A 16,109-nucleotide genomic window follows, 5' to 3' on the forward strand; every position below is an offset into this window, starting at 1 on the left:
TCAGCTGGTGGCGGCGTCGTTGGCCGCGGGGGTGCTGGCGGCCTGCAGCGGGGGCCGGCGCAGGCCGGTCGCGCCATGGCGCACGGCACTGGCGTGGTGTTCCGCCACGCCCGTTTCCACCGGCGTGGCCGGCAGCGGCACTGTGACCACATGGAGCAGCATCAGGCTGCTGCACGGAAAGGCAATCGGCATGATTACGTTTTTCCCGACAAAGAGTCTGGCCGCGCGCTGCAGCGGCCGGGTGCCGGCGGCTTTATGGCGGGCTGCCTGACACTTGCGTTGTGCAGACATTATGTGCGCTTGTCGGCGTTGTGCGGCGCGGGCTTTAGCGATGTCATGAACTATTCACGGAGCAACGCCTGCTTGTGGCGTAATCGGCCCACCGCGCCGCATCCTGCCATGCCCCGCGCGGGTTGTGAGGCCACGGCATCTGCCATATAGTGAATCCGGCACACCCGCTGCGCAGTCATCCATCCCACCACGCATAACCATGACCAGCAAGGACGCGGCGCACCGCGCGAAGGACAGCAACGCCGGCGACGATGCCGGCCACCCCCACGCCCACAGCGTCTCGGCCCGCATCCGCGCACGGCTGGAGGCCGCGCAGGAGCGCTTCCACGCCAACGACAATATTGCGCACTACATTGAGCCGGGCGAGATGGAGCAGCTGCAGGCCGAAGTGCAGGCGCGCCTGGAAGACGTGCTGCGCGCGCTCGTGATCGACGTCGACAACGACCACAACACCCAGGAAACCGCGCGCCGCGTCGCCAAGATGTACCTGAAGGAGATCTTCGCCGGCCGCTACGCCAAGGCCCCGCCGGTGACCGAGTTCCCCAACATCGGCCAGCTCAATGAACTGATGATCGTCGGTCCGCTGCGCGTGCGCAGTGCCTGCTCGCATCACCTGTGCCCGATCATCGGCAAGCTGTGGGTAGGGGTGATGCCGAACCAGCATTCCAACCTGATCGGCCTGTCCAAGTACGCGCGGCTGGCCGAATGGATCATGTGCCGGCCGCAGATCCAGGAAGAGGCGGTGGCACAGGTCGCCGACCTGCTGCAGGAAAAGATGAATCCCGACGGCCTGGCCATCGTGATGGAGGCCGAGCACTTCTGCATGCACTGGCGCGGCGTGCGCGACACCGATGCCAAGATGACCAACAGCGTGATGCGCGGCTCGTTCCTGAAGGACGACAGCCTGCGCCGCGAGTTTCTCACGCTGCTGAACCACAACCGCGGCTAGGCCGCACGCCCCGCCACCCACCCACAACCGAGCGCCACGACCATGCTAGTCCGCCTGCTCTATGCCAGCCGCGCCCGCCAGGCCATCGACGCCGCCCTGCTCGACGCCATCCTGGCCGCCAGCCTGGAACGCAATCCGCGCCACGGCATCACCGGGGTGCTGTGCCACGGCAACGGCATCTTCCTGCAGGCGCTGGAAGGCGACCGCCAGGACGTGTCACAACTGTTCCAGGCGATCGCACGCGACCCGCGCCACCATGACGTGACCCTGCTGCATTTCGAGGAAACCTGCACGCGCGACTTTGCCGGCTGGGCGATGGGCCAGGTCAATGCGGCGCGCATCAACACCGCCACCCTGCTCAAGTTCTCGGCGCGGGCCGAACTGGACCCGTACCGCACCTGCGGTGCGGCGTCGCTGGCATTGCTCAAGGAGCTGATCGCCGGCGCGTCAGTCGTGTCGCGCACCGGCGAACGCGGACGGCACTGAGCCGCGCCGCCAGGGACAGCGGCGCGCTTCTGTCACCAGGGCTAGGCCGTCACCTGGCCGAACAGGCCGCACTCCAGGTCACTCTCGAATTCCTCGACCCAGACCGAATCGGGGCCGGCCTCATAGACACTGGTCTTGTCCGTGCCCACCCGGCGCACGCTGACGCGCCGCACCCCGGCCTCGCGGCTTTCCTCGAGAATCTCGAACATTTCGGCCGCCAGCCCGACATGCCTGCATACCTGCAGGACCTGTTGCTGCTCGTCGGCGGGAAATTCGGTGAACGGTCTCGTTGCCATGGCATCCTCCGTCAAGGTTGAGATCGCCGCTTGCGCGCAGCGCTAACGCGCGTGGTGCCCATGCACCACGCCTGGAAAAGACATGCCGCGGCCGTCAGCCGGCGGCACATCCGCGCGCCCGCCGCACTACGGGGCGGCGGGCCGCAAACCCTCCTGGGAGGTAGTTGTTCGGACTCGGCGGACTCAGCTCTTGCGCTGGGTCACTGCCACGAACGGGGCCGGTGCGTGCTGGACGGACTGGCTGCCGCAGTTCGGGCAGTTCGGATGGGCAGAGGCGTGTTCTGCGAGATGCTCGGTTTTCTCGAACATATGGCCGCACTTCTCGCAGCGGTATTGGTAGACGGGCATGGCGTTCCCCAACGCGGTGCACGCGCCGCGGGGCGCGTGTCAGCTTCATTCTAGGACAGCGGTCCGCGCCCCGATGCGTGAAAGTTCGCGCTGCCGGAGCCGGCGCACTGCGCGCACGCGGCGATGTCACCGCGAATCCACTTTCTCTCGCCGCGCTCCTGCCGCCACTGCATGAATGCGTCTTCCGCCGCGCATTGACATGAGGCAAATAGCTGGTCGCGCTCGCCGCGGAACAAGCGCCGCAATGCTGCGCAAACCCAGGTCAAGCATCGCGGCATGGCGCCGTTCAATTGGCAGGTCACGCATTTCCCGAACTGGCCGTGTCCATGCCCGCCTCAAGCAAGTTCCCTGAACTAGCAGAATTACGATTCAAGGGGTGGCGGAACATAGCCAGAATTTCGGATTTGTGGTGACGCAATCGCCCAGTGCAACCGGCGTGGACCGGTTGCCACCCATCCGGAGATAGCTATGTACGACGGAGTCTTGCGTGTCGCCCTGGCGGACGACCACCCGCTGGTCGTGGCCGCCCTGCGCGACTGCCTGCAGCGCAGCGGCAGTGTCCAGATCAGCTGCGAATGCCGCAACGGCACCGAGTTGCTCGGCGCGCTGGACCAGCATCCCGCCGATATCGCCATCACCGATTTCTGCATGGGCCATGGCGATACCTCCCTGGACGGCTTCAACCTGCTGGGCCGCCTGGCGCGCCGCCATCCGCTGACGCGCGTGGTGGTAATCAGCGCCCAGTCCAATCCCGCCATCATCCGCCGCGCCATGAAGCTTGGGGTGCGCGCCTTTGTCAGCAAGGAAGACCACCTGGAAGAGGTCGTGCGCGCCTGCATCCACATCGCATCCGGCGGCAGCTGCTTCTATTCGCCCGCGGTGCACGCCATCCTGCAACACGCCACGCTGGCCGGCGCACCGGCCACCGAACTGACGCAGCGCGAACTGGAAGTGATCCGGCTCTATGCGCAAGGCCTGCAGCTGACGGACATCGCCGGCAAGCTCGGCCGCTCGGTCAGCACCATCTCCAGCCAGAAGACCGTGGCCATGCGCAAGCTGGGGGTGCAGACCAATACCGGGCTGATCCGCTACGCCTATGAAAACCGCCTGATCTGACACGGCCGGACCCGCCGATGCAGCAAACCGTCGACCGTACCCGTAAGACCCTGGCCAGCGCCTTCGATGCGCTTGCCCACAACGCGCGCCGCCAGCAACACCTGTATTCGGTGACCATCGCGGTGCTGGTCGCCATCGTGCTGTTCTCCGGCTTGCTGCTTGCCGGCCTGGCAACGGAACAACACCTTGACTACCGCCGCAGCGACGTCTCGCGGTACGCCAGTTCGGTCTCGCAGTTGCTGCATAACGAGTCCTCGTTCCTGCGGCGCACCGTGCTGAGCATTCGCTACAACCTCGATGCGCCCGCACCGGAGCCGTCGCGCGATGCCGCCTTCGGGGCCTTCCGGCGCACCGGCACCGCGAGTCTCCACGTCGATGCCGTGCGCAAGGACTATCACCTGCTTGCCACCGAGGCAACGCGGCAGGGCTGGGGGGCCGGGCTGCCGGCGCAGTTCGTGCGGCTGCGGCAGATTGCCCTGGCTGCGGTGGCCACGCAGCAGGCGTTCGATCTCGACCACGGGGCCTACGCGGTCGCGCTGGACGAAGACAGCGCCGTGGTCATCAGCCAGCCCGAGGCCGGCGCGCGCGCACCGCTCGCGCTCGACCCGGCGCTGATCCCGCGGCTGCGCACATGGCTGACCCAGGCGCTGCTGGAGCGCAGCGGCCACACCGTGCCGGCGCGCGACCAGCAGGTCTGGGTGGGTCCGCTGCGCCACCCGGTGGATGACGCCCCTGTCATGGTGCTGGCCGGCGCCGCCTATGCCGGCGACACGCCCACCATGCTGGTGGCCACCTGCGTGCCCCTCCAGGCGTTCCTCGCCGAATTGCAGCGCGCGGATGATCCGGCGCTGCTGGCGCTGCTCAATCCAGCCGGCGAGATCATCGATGTATCGCCACGCGACTGGCCGGCAGCATCGGCCAGCGTCCACGATGTGGCGGCCGGCGCGCGCCTGCTGTCGCACGGCACGCTCGATGTCACGCCATCGGGTGTGCGGCTGGTGCAGGCGCTGCCGGCCGGCTTCGGGCGGCTGGTCTGCCACCTGCCGTACCGCATGCTGGGTGCGGCGCTGGCAGCGGAGCTGGCCGTGATCGCCGGCGCCATGCTGCTGCTGACCGGCGCCATCGGGCTGGCCGCGCGCTACTGGAGCCGGCACCTGCTGCGGCGCACGCACGCCGAAGCCTCGCGCGCGCTGGAAAGCGAGCTGATGAACCACGTGCTGGTCAATGCCACGCCGGTCGGCTTGTGCATCGTGCGCCAGCACGACTACGCCGTCCTGACGTCGAACCCGCTGGCCGGCGTGCTGCTGCAGTGGCAGCCCCATGGGCGCCTGCCCGATGCAATAGCGGAGGCGTTCAAGCGACAGCCGTGCGGTGGCGACAGTGGGCACGCCTCCATTTCCAGCTTTACCGTCGCGGCACCGCCGTGCGCGCCGGCAAATGAGCCACCCGGCCCCGGCGACGCCGGACAGCGCTTCCTGCAAATCACCTACGCACCGGCGCGCTACCGCGAGGAAGCGGTGCTGTTCTGCGCCGTGCAGGACTGCACCGCGCAGCAGGCACTGCAAGAGCAGCTGCGCTCCGCCCAGCAGGCCACCGAGGCAATGATGCGCGCACGCTCGACCTTCTTCGCCGCGATGAGCCACGAGATCCGTACGCCGCTGAACGCATTGCTGGGCAACCTGGAACTGCTCGCGCGCGGCAGCGGCCTGGCAGCACACGCGCCCCGGCTCAGGGCGCTGGACACCGCCGCCGAGGCGCTGCGCCGGATGGTCAACGATGTGCTGGACTTTTCCAAGATCGATGCCGGCAAGCTCAGGCTGGTCAACGCGCCCTTCCGCCCCGTCGAGGCGCTGGAGAGCGTGGCGCTGACCCATGCGCCGATGGTGGCCGGCCGTCCCATCCGCTTTCACCTGCAGCTGTCGCCATCGCTGGATGCGGAGGTCACAGGCGATCGCATGCGCCTGGTGCAGGTGTTCAACAACCTGCTGAGCAACGCCTTCAAGTTCACCGCCAGCGGCCGCATCACCGTAAGCGGCGAGCTGCGCCAGGACCACCACGGCACGCAGCGGCTGGTCTGCCGCGTCAGCGATTCCGGAATCGGCATGCCGCCGTCGCTGGCGGCGCGCGTATTCCAGCCGTTCGTGCAGGGTGATGCCGCGACCGCCAGCCGCTATGGCGGCACTGGCCTGGGCTTGTCCATCTGCGCCCGGCTGTGCGAGCTGATGGGCGGCAGCATCGGCGTGGACAGCGTGCCGGACGTGGGCAGCGCATTCACGGTCTCGGTGCCGCTGCCGCCGGCCGCTGGCACGCAGCGGCCGCTTGTCCCGGCCGCCGCGGCGCAGTGCGGCGACGTGGTCGTGCTGTGCCAGGACATGCGCACCGGCGAGGCCCTGGCTGCGTGGCTCACTACGGCAGGCTGGCGTGCCGATGTGCTGGCATCGCAGGCGGCCGCGCTGGCGTCTTTCCAGGTCAAGCTGCCACGCGTCATCGTCGCCACGGAAGAGCACCCCCTGGCGGCACTGGCCGGCCTGCGCGATGCGGCAAAGGTGTCGCTTGTGTGGGTGACGCCGGAGGGCCCGCATCGGCCACGCCAGTGCGCCCCCGGCATCCTCGAAGTCACGGCCTACAGCCACCGCGCGCTGATCGACTGCGTGGCCCAGGCGGCCGAGAGCGCCACGCCGGCGCTTGCGCCGGCTGACGGTAACACGCCGGCGGTGCAGGCACTCGCGGCACCGGCCGCGGCGCCGCTGACGATCCTTGTCGCCGAGGACAATCCGCTGAACCAGACCCTGGTCGCCGAACAGCTGCAGGCACTTGGCTGCCACCCGATCATTGCAGTCAACGGCAGGCAGGCATTGGCGGCGCTGGAGAGCACGCACATCGACGCGGTGCTGACCGACATCCATATGCCAGTCATGGACGGCCTCGCTCTGCTGCACGCGGTGCGCGCGCGGCATCCCGGCATGCCGGTACTGGCCTTCAGCGCATTCACGTGCGGCGAGCCGTCGGCAGACTGGCGCCTGCGCGGCTTTTCCGGCTTTGTCGCCAAGCCGGCGTCGTTGCAGGACCTGCAAGCGTGCCTGCATGGCCTGCCCGGCCGCAGGCATGCCGCGGCCCCGCCTCCCGCCACCCATGACGATACGGCTGCGGCTTCACACGCCGAAGCCGCCGACCGCCGTCGCTATGAAGCCATGCTGCGCCGGCAACTGCAGCAGGACTTGCCAGCGCTGGCGCACATCATTGCACAGCAGGACCTGTCGGCATTGCGACACTGGGTCCATGCCGTGGCCGGCGCCTTCATGATCGTGCGCCGCCAGCCCATCGTCGAGGCGTGCCTGGCACTGGAAACACTGTGTGACGCCGCGCAGGCGTGGACCCCGGCCGCCGCCGCCGCGGCCGAAGCCCTGCATGAGCGGCTGCGCGGCTACGTGCAGGTAGCCGCAGCCGCGGGATAGTGCGCGCCGCGCGAAGCGCTTTACCACAATTAGCGGATTTGCGAGCATCGCCACGCGGGACGATAATGGCAACGCTGCGCCGTGGCCGTCCTGGCCATGCCTGACCGATGCTGGCGCGGCATTGTCTTCAATGTCTCTCCCCATGCAGCCAGAACAAGGCCTTCCCCAGCCACAGCGGACCTGGGCGATCCTCACTGTTTTCTTCGGCCTGATCATGGCCGTGCTCGATGGCTCGATCGCCAACATCGCCCTGCCGTCGATCTCGCGCGAGCTGCACGCCGATCCGTCCAGCACGATCTGGGTGGTCAACGCTTACCAGCTGACAGTGACCGTGTGCCTGCTGCCGCTCTCGTCGCTGGGGGACATCCTTGGCTACAAGCGCGTGTACCGGGCGGGGCTGGCCACCTTCCTGCTGGGCTCGCTGCTGTGCGCGCTGGCAGTCAACCTGCCGATGCTGGTGGCCGCGCGGGTGCTGCAGGGCATCGGCGGCGCCGGCATCATGAGCGTCAATACGGCGCTGGTGCGCTTTATCTACCCGCCCACGCGCCTGGGCCGCGGCATCGGGCTGAACGCGCTGGTGGTCGGCGTGACCATCGCCGTGGGTCCGTCGCTGGGCGCGCTGATCCTGGCAGTCGCCAGCTGGCAATGGCTGTTCGCGGTCAACGTGCCGGTGGCCATCGTCGCGCTGGTGCTGAGCCGCACTTCGCTGCCGGCGACGCCGCCGCAGCCGCGCGAGTTCGACTACCCCAGCGCGCTGCTGTCGGCGCTGGTGTTCGGCATGTTCATCCTCAGCGTCGATGTTCTGGGCCATGCCGGCTGGCGCATCGCAGGCGCTGCGGGCATGGGCGTGGCCGTGGTGCTGGGTTGGCTGCTGGTGCGGCGCCAGCACGGCCGCGCCGCGCCGCTGGTGCCGGTGGATCTGTTTGCCAGCCGCGCCTTCAGGCTGGCGGTGGGCACCTCGTTCTGCTCCTTCATGACGCAGATGCTGGCCTTTATCGCGCTGCCGTTCTATCTCGAATACCAGCTCGGCCGCTCCCTGCAGGAAACCGGCCTGCTGATCACGCCCTGGCCGCTGATGGTGGCCGTGATGGCCACGGTGTCGGGCCGGCTGTCGGACCGCTATCCGGCCAGCATCCTGGCCGGCATCGGGCTGGCCATGCTGGCGTGCGGACTGGTCGGGCTGGCCACGCTGGGCCCGGACGCCGGCAGCCTGGACATCGTCTGGCGCATGGCGATGTGCGGCACGGGCTTCGGCTTCTTCCAGTCCCCCAACAACCGCGCCATGATCGGCGCCACGCCGCCTGAGCGCAGCGGCGGCGCCAGCGGTGCACAGGCGACCACGCGGCTGCTGGGGCAGACCACCGGTACCGCGGTGGTGGCGCTGCTGTTCAGCCTGGCGCCGACCAGCGCGGCGCGCATTGCGCTGTATCTGGCGGCAGTGGTGGCGGCGCTGGGGGCCTTGATCAGCCTGAGCAGGTTGCGCGATGCCAGCGGCGCGGAGCCTGCGCGGGGAGCGGTGGAACCGGACGCGTAAGTCTTTGCGCACCGATAACCGACTCGACCCCGACGGTGTGCTCCCTCTCCCGCAAGCGGGAGAGGGAGCACACCATCGGGATGCGAAAGCCCCACACCAACTCCGCCCTTACTCCGCCTTTGCCCCCGACTCCTTCACCACCCTCGCCCACTTCGCGATTTCCTGCCGCTGATAGGAAGCCAGTTTCTCCGGCGTGCCCAGGATCGGATCCAGCCCCAGCGTCTTCAGCTTCGCCTGCACATCCGGCAGCGTGAAGATGCGGTTGAGTTCGGTGTTGAGCCTGGCCACCACGTCCTTCGGCGTATTGGCCGGCGCGAACACGGCGAACCATGAATCGGCTTCAAAGCCCGGCAAACCCTGCTCGGCCAGCGTCGGGATATCCGGTGCCGAGGCCGAGCGCTTCGCGCTGGTAATGCCCAGCGCGCGCAGCTTGCCCTCGCGCACCACGGGCAAGGCCGACGGCAGGTTGTCGAACATCATGGTGATATGGCCGCCAAGCAGGTCGGGGATGGCCATGGCGCGGCCTTTGTAGGGGACGTGCGTGATCTTGACCCCGGCCATCGAATTGAACATTTCCCCGGCCACGTGCGGCGAGGTGCCGACGCCGGGAGTGCCGAAGGTCAGGGTGCCCGGCCTGGACTTTGCCAGCGCGATCAACTCGGCCACGCTCTTTGCCGGCACGCCGGGATTGACCACCAGCACGTTCGGCGTCGAGGCGATCAGGATCACGGGGGCGAAGTCCTTGACCATGTCGTACGGCATCTTGCTGTACAGCGCGCCGTTGATCGAGTGCGTGCCGACCGTGCCCAGCGCCAGCGTATAGCCGTCGGCCGGCGCGTGCGCCACGGCTTCGGCGCCGATATTGCCGCCCGCGCCCGGCTTGTTGTCCACCACCACCGGCTGGCCCCATGCGGGCGAGATCTTTTCCGAGACGATGCGCGCCAGCGTGTCGGGCGCGCCGCCGCTGGGGAAGCCGACCACGATCCGGATCGGCTTGGCGGGATAGCCTTGTGCCAGCGCGGGGGCCGCGCTCACCAGGGCGGATGCGGCGAGCAATGCCGCGGCAACGGTACCGAAACGCATGGATTCTCCTCCTGTTGCCGGCGGCTGCATGGCCGCCCGCATTGTGAAGACGGCGGCCAATGCCGCCGCCGAAACCTGCCAGGACTACTTGTGCCTTCAGACCGCGATGCCGCCGAACTCCTGCATCACCTTGTCATGCAGGCGGCGCATGCCGCGCAGCCAGCGGTCGTAGTCCTGGCCCTTGCGGCGATAGTACTCAAGCACCTCCGGGTGCGGCAAGATCAGGAAGCGCTCGTCGGCCACGCCTTCCAGCGTCACCGCGGCGACGTGCTCGGCGGTGACCGAACCTTCCTGCAGGAAGCCCTTGCGCTCGCCCTTCTCGCCGAACAGCATGTTGGTCTGCACGCCCTGCGGGCAGATGCAGCTGACCTTGATGCCGCGGTCGCCGTAGGTGATCGACAGCCACTCGGCGAAGCCGATAGCGGCGTGCTTGGTCACCGCATACGGCGCCGAGCCGATCTGCGACAGCAGGCCGGCGGCGGACACCGTATTGATGAAGTACCCGTCGCCGCGCTCCAGCATCTGCGGCAGCACCGCCCTGGCCGCGTGGATATGCGCCATCACGTTGATTTCCCAGATGCGCTGCCAGTCGTCGGCGCTCGCCTCCAACCCCTTGCGCAGGATGATGCCGGCGTTGGAACAGAAGATATCGACCTGGCCAAAGCGGCGCGTGGCCTCGTCGGCCAGGCCCTGCACCGCGGCGGCATCGGCCACGTCGACCGGCTGGGCGAACACCTCGCACGCAGGCGCCGCGGCCTGGACTTCGGCGGCAACTGCGGCGGCGCCCGCCGCGTTCAGGTCGGCCACGGCCACGCCGCGCGCGCCGGCCTGCGCAAAGGCCAGCGCCAGCGCGCGCCCGATGCCGGTGGCCGCGCCAGTCACCACGACGGTCTTGTTGCGTACTTCCATGGGTTGTCTCCTCGTTGAATTCGGATACTTGCGTCAGCCGTTGGACGCGTCGGCCCGGGTGCATGGGCCGGGCTCAGGCTGCGCCGAGGCAAAGCGGGCGGTCGCACGCGCGCCGCCCGGCTGCCACAGCCGCGCCTGCAAGGTCTCGGCAAGGTCGCGCACGCGCGGGCCCAGGTTGCCTTCCAGGATCTCGGGCGACAGCCGTGTCGCGGCCCCGCCGATATTCAGCGCCAGCACCTCGCTGCTGCCCGCCAGCCGCAGCGGCGCCGCGGCGCCGCTGACGGTGCGGTCCCATTCGGCATGCGCCACGCAGAAGCCGCGCCGCGCGTGGTCGCGCAGCGCACGGTCGATGCCGGTGCGCACGGCGGGCCAGCGCGTGCCATAGTGGCGCGCCAGTTCGGCCAGCGCGGCCTCGCGGTGATCGGCGTCCAGCCCCGCCAGCCAGGCGCGGCCGATCGCCGAGGTGGCCATCGGCAGGCGCGCGCCCGGCGCCAGCCGGATCACCAGCGCCCCGCGCGGCTGGCAGCTTTCCAGGTAGACCATGGCGTGCCGGTCCGGCATGGCCAGTGCCACCGTGCAATCGGTGGTAAACGCCAGTGACTGCATTAGCGGCTGCGCGATCTCGCGGATGCCGGCGCCGCCAATATAGCGATGGCCAAGCGCCATCGCGCCCTGCCCCAACCGGTACTTCTCAGTGGCTTCGATGTAGGTGAGATAGCCGAGCGTGGCCAGCGTGTAGGTGAGCCGCGACACGGTCGGGCGCGGGATGCCGGTGCGCCGCGACAGCTCGGCGTTGCCCAGATAATCGTCCTGCGGCCCGAAGGCGCGCAACAACTCCATGCCGCGTGCCAGCGCCGTGACGAAGTTGCGGTCGTCGGCGCAGGCATGGCCCGCCTGCGCGTCGGCCGGCACCAAAATATGTGCGGCATCGGGCGGCGGGGTTGGAATGGTTGTGGTGCGTTTCATGGGCAGGCGGCCGGGAAGAGAACATTGATAGCAGCAACGGGGCTGCGCAGGGGCCGCTATGTAGGGAAATCATGTGCGCGAGAGACGGCGTTTATGGATACGAATCAGCAGGCTAGCGCGACTTTTGCCGTCAACAACAGGAGCAAAGAGCTGCAGACATGTACCAATAGAATCAATAGGTTATCGAACCTTTCGAACAGCAGAAGGATTGCACGCCGCTGCCCTTTTGACTTTGACTACGATGCCCCTGCCTCTCTTACGGACCAGGCTGGCCGCCGATACTGTATATATATACAGTATCGGCAATATGACGCCTCAGTCGCAACGTCATTCGGCCCCAATCGTCGTTACCGGAACCCAGCGGCCACCTTTGACCTGATAGAGCGTCGAAGTCGGTTGCTTCAAGTCGCCGTTCGCATCGAAGGCAATCTTCCCCGTGATGCCTTCGTATTGCGTTGCCTGGAGCGCCGACATGAACTCGACTGGCTTCGCGGACTTTGCCTGCTTCATCGCGTTGATAGCTACCCACGCGGCGTCGTATGCGAAGGGCGCATAGATGAGGCTGTCGGTGCGGAAGCGTTTCTTGAATTTCTGCATGAAGACCTTGCCTTGCGGCAGCGTTTCGACAGGGCGTCCATATTCCCAGGCCATCGCGCCCTCCGCGGCCGGACCAGCGACATTTAGAAAGATACTGTCGGCGATACCCCCGCTCCCGACGAACTGGGTGCGCATCCCGAGCTCCCTCATCCGCTTCGCGATGAGCGCCGCCTGGTTGTCCAGGCCGGCGAAGAACAGGAGGTCGGCGTTGGCACCCCTGATGTTCGTGAGCTGCGCGCTGAACTCGACCGCCTTGTCGTTGGTGTATTCAGCTATCGCGATTTTGCCGCCGGCAGCAGCGACGGCTTTCTTGAACTCGTCCACTGCCCCCTGGCCGAATGCGGTTCGGTCATCCATCACGGCAATGCGCTGCGCCTTCATGACTTTAACCGCGTACTTCCCTGCGTTACCGGAGTTTTGCGTATCAGTCGCAATGATGCGGAAGACGGTATTCAGGCCTTGATGCGTGATGGTCGGATTGGTCGCCGCCGGATGGATCAGCGGGACACCTGCCCTGGCGAAAATTGGCGCGGACGGAAGGGCGACGCCTGAGTTGTAATACCCGACAACTACGGTCACCCCATCGTCGACAAGTTTCTGGGCGACCTGAACGCCGATGCGCGGGTCACTTTGGTCGTCCACCGAGTCGAGCTCGAAACGGACGTCCTGCCCGTCCAGCTTGATGCGCTGCGAATTGGCTTCCTCGACAGCGAGGCGAACACCGCTCTCCATATCCTTGCCATTGGCTGCATTGATTCCGGTAAGAGGGCTGGACACGCCGATCTTGACAACCTGCTGCCCATAAGACTGGCTGCAAGTGACGCACAGCAACAAGGCGCTCAGGCCAGGAACGAGCAACCGTCGAGCAACGCTGATCATTTGTTCAACTCCAGCGACCAGTGAATCGGCGAGGCGCTTGTACAGCGAACCTTGCGCGAACCGAGCCCATCCAGTTTTGTGACAAGAGCCGCCCTCCCATGCTGTCCAGTAGCTCAGTTCTCCTCAATGTGACACAGGATACGATGCGCCAGGCGAAGGTGGGGCCGATCTATCATTGCATTTCCTAACCTGGCCACACCCGAGGCGCCGACCCTTGAGAACGCCTCGACCACCTGGCTGGCCCAGCGTATCTCCTCTTCCTGCGGCAAGAACGCCTGATTGATGGCTTCAATATGAGAAGGATGCGCTGCAGCCTTGGCCGAAAATCCGTCCCGCTTCGCCTGCGCGGCCTCTTCTCCGATCTGCACCGGGTCGGTCAGGCGTGTGCTGACAGCATCGATGGCGTCGATACCCGCCTGGGCCGCCGCCATCAGGCACATGGTACGAGCCACGGAAAACGGCGCACTCAGCTCCTTGCCGATATGCGGTGAGAATACGCCAAGGTCGGCCGCAAGGTCATCCACGCCCCACATCAGCGCACGCAGGCGCAAGGGCGCATTGCGATACGACGACAGTCCGAACACACCTTCGGACGATTCGGTTGCCATCGCGATGATAGAGACTTTCCAGCCATCGTCCAATAGCGCACATTCAAAAGCCGCGAGGAAGTCGCAGAGGCGGTGCACGTCATCGACACTACGGCACTTCGGCAGCACAATCGCGCTGGGCCGGTGCGGGATCACGGCCGCCAGGTCGCGCAGGATATGGCCGGACGCCAGACCATTGACACGCACCAGCAAGGCCGAGTGCATCGAGCTGCGGTGCTGTTCGAGGAAGCCGACCAACCGGGACCGTGCGTCGTCCTTTCCTTGTTCGGGCACGGCATCCTCGAGGTCGAACACCAGGCCATCCGCAGTTGACTTCAGCGAGGCCGCAAGCTTCCGGTCACTGTCCGCAGGAACGAAAAGGAGCGAGCGCAAGCGCTCTGGCAAGTTGTCATGCATGGTCGTGTTGCTGCACTGGACTTCCGTCCCGTACGAAAGGCGGACGGACTACTTTCGCAGAGATCCTGTTGTTGTAGACATCAACACTCACATACGAGCCGAACTTGATGTCAGGGGAAATCAGCGCCAAAGCGATGGCGAATCGAAGTGTCGGACTATACGTACCGCTGGTGACCTTCCCGATCACCTCTCCCTGGTGATTCGTCACTGGGCTTTGCGTGCGGGCTACCGCGGCGCCCTCAAAGGCGAGTCCGACGAACTTCCGGGTCTGGCGGCGAGTGCATAGCGCTGCCTTGCCGACAAAATCGCGCTCCGACCCAAGATCGACACTCCAGCCTAAACCCGCATCGAAGGGCGAGGTCTGTGGATCCATGTCCCGCCCGTTCAGGTGCGTGCCCGCCTCGAGCCGAAGGGTCTCCCATGCGTCCAGGCCTGTTGCGTGAATGCCAGCCGACCTCAGCATGTCCCACACTTGAGCAGCATGCTTTGCCAGCATGATCAATTCGAAACCATCCTCGCCGGTTTTCCCGGTTCGCGCCAACATCAATTCGCCCACTGCAGCGTCGTGAACGGTGATGGAATTGAACGGCCTTACCTTTTCAGCGGTATGCGTTGATGGAATCGCTCGAAACACCCTTTCCCGAGCATTGGGACCCTGCACTGCGATAATTGCCAGCGGCTCTGCATCGCCCGTAACCAGATCCTGGCGTCGGGGGACAAGAGTCACCGAGCTGTTCGTGGCAACGATCTGCGAGCGGATCCATCGAATGTCGCCGCTTGCGGTGTGCGCGTTCAAGACGATGCGGAAGTACTCATCGTCCAGGTAGTAAACAACGAGGTCATCGATCACACCGTCTTCGTTGTTAAGCATGCACGAATAAAGTGCCTTGCCTTGCGTTTTAAGTTTGCCGATGTCGTTGGCGAGAAGCTTGCCAAGAAGCATGCGAACATCCGTCCCGTGTATGTCAACCACGCACATGTGCGAAAGGTCGAACATACCGGCATCCGCCCGTACGATGTGGTGCTCTTCGATCTGAGAACCATAGGCGGTCGGCAGCTCCCAGCCACCAACATCGGCCATACGAGCGTGGAAGACACGGTGACGCTCATACAGTGGAGTGCGCAGCGTTTGCGAGATCGTCTGGCTCATCAGCATGTCGAAGTCAGTAGTTGGTGCATGCCGCCGGTCATCGTCCCGGCGGCCGGCGTTCGTGGCTGGGCGCATGACCAAACAGCGCGCGGTATGCCTTGCTGAAATGGCACGGCGAATGGAATCCGCACACGGTCGTCACACGGGCGATTGACGCGTTGGTCGTGCGCAGCAGGTCGCGCGCGCGCTTCAGGCGCAGGGTAAGGTAATAGTGGGTCGGCGACACATTCAGATAGAGCTTGAACATCCGCTGCAGATGCCGCTGCGACAGCCGCACGAGCCGCGCCAGTTCATCGAGCGACAGCGGTTCCTCAATATTCGCCTCCATCAGCCGCACCACCTCGATCAGCTCCGCGCGCGAGAGCCCAACCCGCGCATCGACGGGAATCGGCTGCGGATCGGTCGCGCTGCGGATCCGCTCGAGAATGAACTGCTCAGAGACCTGCGTGGCAAGCTGCCGGCCGAAGCGCAGACCGACGAGATTCAGCATCATGTCGATCGGCGCGGTGCCGCCCGTGCAGGTAAGCCGGTCGCGGTCGATGACGAACAGCTCGTCGGCGAAAAGCACCAGCGGGAACTCGCCGTGCAGTGCGGACCGGTTCTCCCAATGCACGGCGCAGCGGTATCCGTCGAGCAACCTGCTCGCCATCAGCGCATAGGCACCCGTGCAGATGCCGCCGAGCGGAATGTCCTGCCCGGCGAGTCGGCCCAGCACCGCACGCGTGCCGTCGTCGAAAACATCGCGGATGCGAATGCCGCCGCAGACGATCATCACGTCCGGCAGTCTCGTCCCATCCAATGCGCGCGTCGGCCGTACCACGATGCCGTTGCTCGCGTGCACCGGCGCGCCGTCTGGCGAATAGACCGACCACGTGTAATGCTCGGCGCGCCCGACATAGTTCGCCATGCGCAGCACTTCCACCGCGCTCGAGAACGCGATCATCGAGAATTCAGGCAGCGCCAGGAAGCCGAAATGCGCGAGGGACGACATTGAAGGTGAAGCGCTGTCAGCTGGTACGGCGGCAACGGACCTCACATGGCTCTCC

15 protein-coding genes are annotated in these 16,109 nt (G+C 66.3%); 5 read left to right on the forward strand and 10 right to left on the reverse strand.

What is annotated here, in order from left to right; translation table 11 throughout:
* The gene (locus AC07UK_RS12890) at positions 1-192 is read right to left on the reverse strand and encodes an arsenite efflux pump ArsB (protein WP_436224999.1); all 192 of its coding nucleotides are present in this window, start codon (positions 190-192) and stop codon (positions 1-3) included.
* 298 nt (positions 193-490) lie between these two features.
* Here AC07UK_RS12890 and folE point away from each other — a divergent pair, with 298 nt between their 5' ends.
* Positions 491-1,240, forward strand: coding sequence for a GTP cyclohydrolase I (gene folE / locus AC07UK_RS12895; RefSeq protein ID WP_436224998.1), 750 nt, complete (start codon positions 491-493; stop codon positions 1,238-1,240).
* 42 nt (positions 1,241-1,282) lie between these two features.
* Positions 1,283-1,726 carry a BLUF domain-containing protein gene (locus tag AC07UK_RS12900; protein ID WP_013953572.1) on the forward strand — a complete coding sequence of 148 codons (444 nt, stop codon included), beginning with the start codon at positions 1,283-1,285 and terminating at the stop codon, positions 1,724-1,726.
* A 41-nt stretch (positions 1,727-1,767) separates the two neighbouring features.
* On the opposite strand, the gene AC07UK_RS12905 is transcribed toward AC07UK_RS12900, so the two are convergent.
* Both AC07UK_RS12905 and AC07UK_RS12910 read right to left on the reverse strand, forming a co-directional pair.
* Positions 1,768-2,022 carry a hypothetical protein gene (locus AC07UK_RS12905; protein WP_013953573.1) on the reverse strand — a complete coding sequence of 85 codons (255 nt, stop codon included), beginning with the start codon at positions 2,020-2,022 and terminating at the stop codon, positions 1,768-1,770.
* A gap of 183 nt (positions 2,023-2,205) precedes the next feature.
* A complete protein-coding gene (locus AC07UK_RS12910) occupies positions 2,206-2,370 on the reverse strand; it encodes an FmdB family zinc ribbon protein (RefSeq protein WP_010812787.1) in 165 nt (54 codons plus the stop codon).
* A 468-nt stretch (positions 2,371-2,838) separates the two neighbouring features.
* On the opposite strand from AC07UK_RS12910, the gene AC07UK_RS12915 reads away from it, so the two are divergent.
* The 3 genes from AC07UK_RS12915 to AC07UK_RS12925 all read left to right on the forward strand — a co-directional run bounded on the left by AC07UK_RS12915 (position 2,839) and on the right by AC07UK_RS12925 (position 8,475).
* Entirely contained in the window at positions 2,839-3,486 is a 648-nt protein-coding gene (locus AC07UK_RS12915; protein ID WP_436224997.1) for a response regulator, read from the forward strand.
* A gap of 17 nt (positions 3,487-3,503) precedes the next feature.
* Positions 3,504-6,941: a hybrid sensor histidine kinase/response regulator gene (locus AC07UK_RS12920; RefSeq protein WP_494686400.1), complete on the forward strand. Its 3,438-nt coding sequence runs from the start codon at positions 3,504-3,506 to the stop codon at positions 6,939-6,941.
* 142 nt (positions 6,942-7,083) lie between these two features.
* Positions 7,084-8,475 carry an MFS transporter gene (locus tag AC07UK_RS12925; RefSeq protein ID WP_494686399.1) on the forward strand — a complete coding sequence of 464 codons (1,392 nt, stop codon included), beginning with the start codon at positions 7,084-7,086 and terminating at the stop codon, positions 8,473-8,475.
* A 108-nt stretch (positions 8,476-8,583) separates the two neighbouring features.
* Here the strand turns inward: AC07UK_RS12925 and AC07UK_RS12930 are convergent, their stop codons facing one another.
* The 7 genes from AC07UK_RS12930 to AC07UK_RS12960 form a co-directional block, all read right to left on the reverse strand.
* Positions 8,584-9,558 (reverse strand): Bug family tripartite tricarboxylate transporter substrate binding protein, encoded by a 975-nt coding sequence (locus tag AC07UK_RS12930; RefSeq protein WP_436224994.1) that lies wholly within the window; start codon positions 9,556-9,558, stop codon positions 8,584-8,586.
* A gap of 96 nt (positions 9,559-9,654) precedes the next feature.
* Positions 9,655-10,467 carry an SDR family oxidoreductase gene (locus tag AC07UK_RS12935; protein WP_494686398.1) on the reverse strand — a complete coding sequence of 271 codons (813 nt, stop codon included), beginning with the start codon at positions 10,465-10,467 and terminating at the stop codon, positions 9,655-9,657.
* 33 nt (positions 10,468-10,500) lie between these two features.
* The gene (locus AC07UK_RS12940; protein ID WP_494686397.1) at positions 10,501-11,433 is read right to left on the reverse strand and encodes an IclR family transcriptional regulator; all 933 of its coding nucleotides are present in this window, start codon (positions 11,431-11,433) and stop codon (positions 10,501-10,503) included.
* 327 nt (positions 11,434-11,760) lie between these two features.
* Entirely contained in the window at positions 11,761-12,909 is a 1,149-nt protein-coding gene (locus AC07UK_RS12945; RefSeq protein ID WP_494686396.1) for a branched-chain amino acid ABC transporter substrate-binding protein, read from the reverse strand.
* 113 nt (positions 12,910-13,022) lie between these two features.
* Complete coding sequence (locus AC07UK_RS12950; protein WP_494686395.1) at positions 13,023-13,913, reverse strand: HpcH/HpaI aldolase/citrate lyase family protein; 891 nt, start codon at positions 13,911-13,913, stop codon at positions 13,023-13,025.
* Positions 13,906-15,063, reverse strand: coding sequence for a glycine cleavage system aminomethyltransferase GcvT (gene gcvT, locus AC07UK_RS12955; RefSeq protein WP_494686394.1), 1,158 nt, complete (start codon positions 15,061-15,063; stop codon positions 13,906-13,908). The genes AC07UK_RS12950 and gcvT overlap by 8 nt, the downstream gene beginning before the upstream one ends.
* A 37-nt stretch (positions 15,064-15,100) precedes the next feature.
* The gene (locus tag AC07UK_RS12960) at positions 15,101-16,099 is read right to left on the reverse strand and encodes a GlxA family transcriptional regulator (RefSeq protein ID WP_494686393.1); all 999 of its coding nucleotides are present in this window, start codon (positions 16,097-16,099) and stop codon (positions 15,101-15,103) included.
* Positions 16,100-16,109: the final 10 nt, after the last annotated feature.

Source organism: Cupriavidus sp. GW821-FHT07C08, from assembly GCF_059419025.1.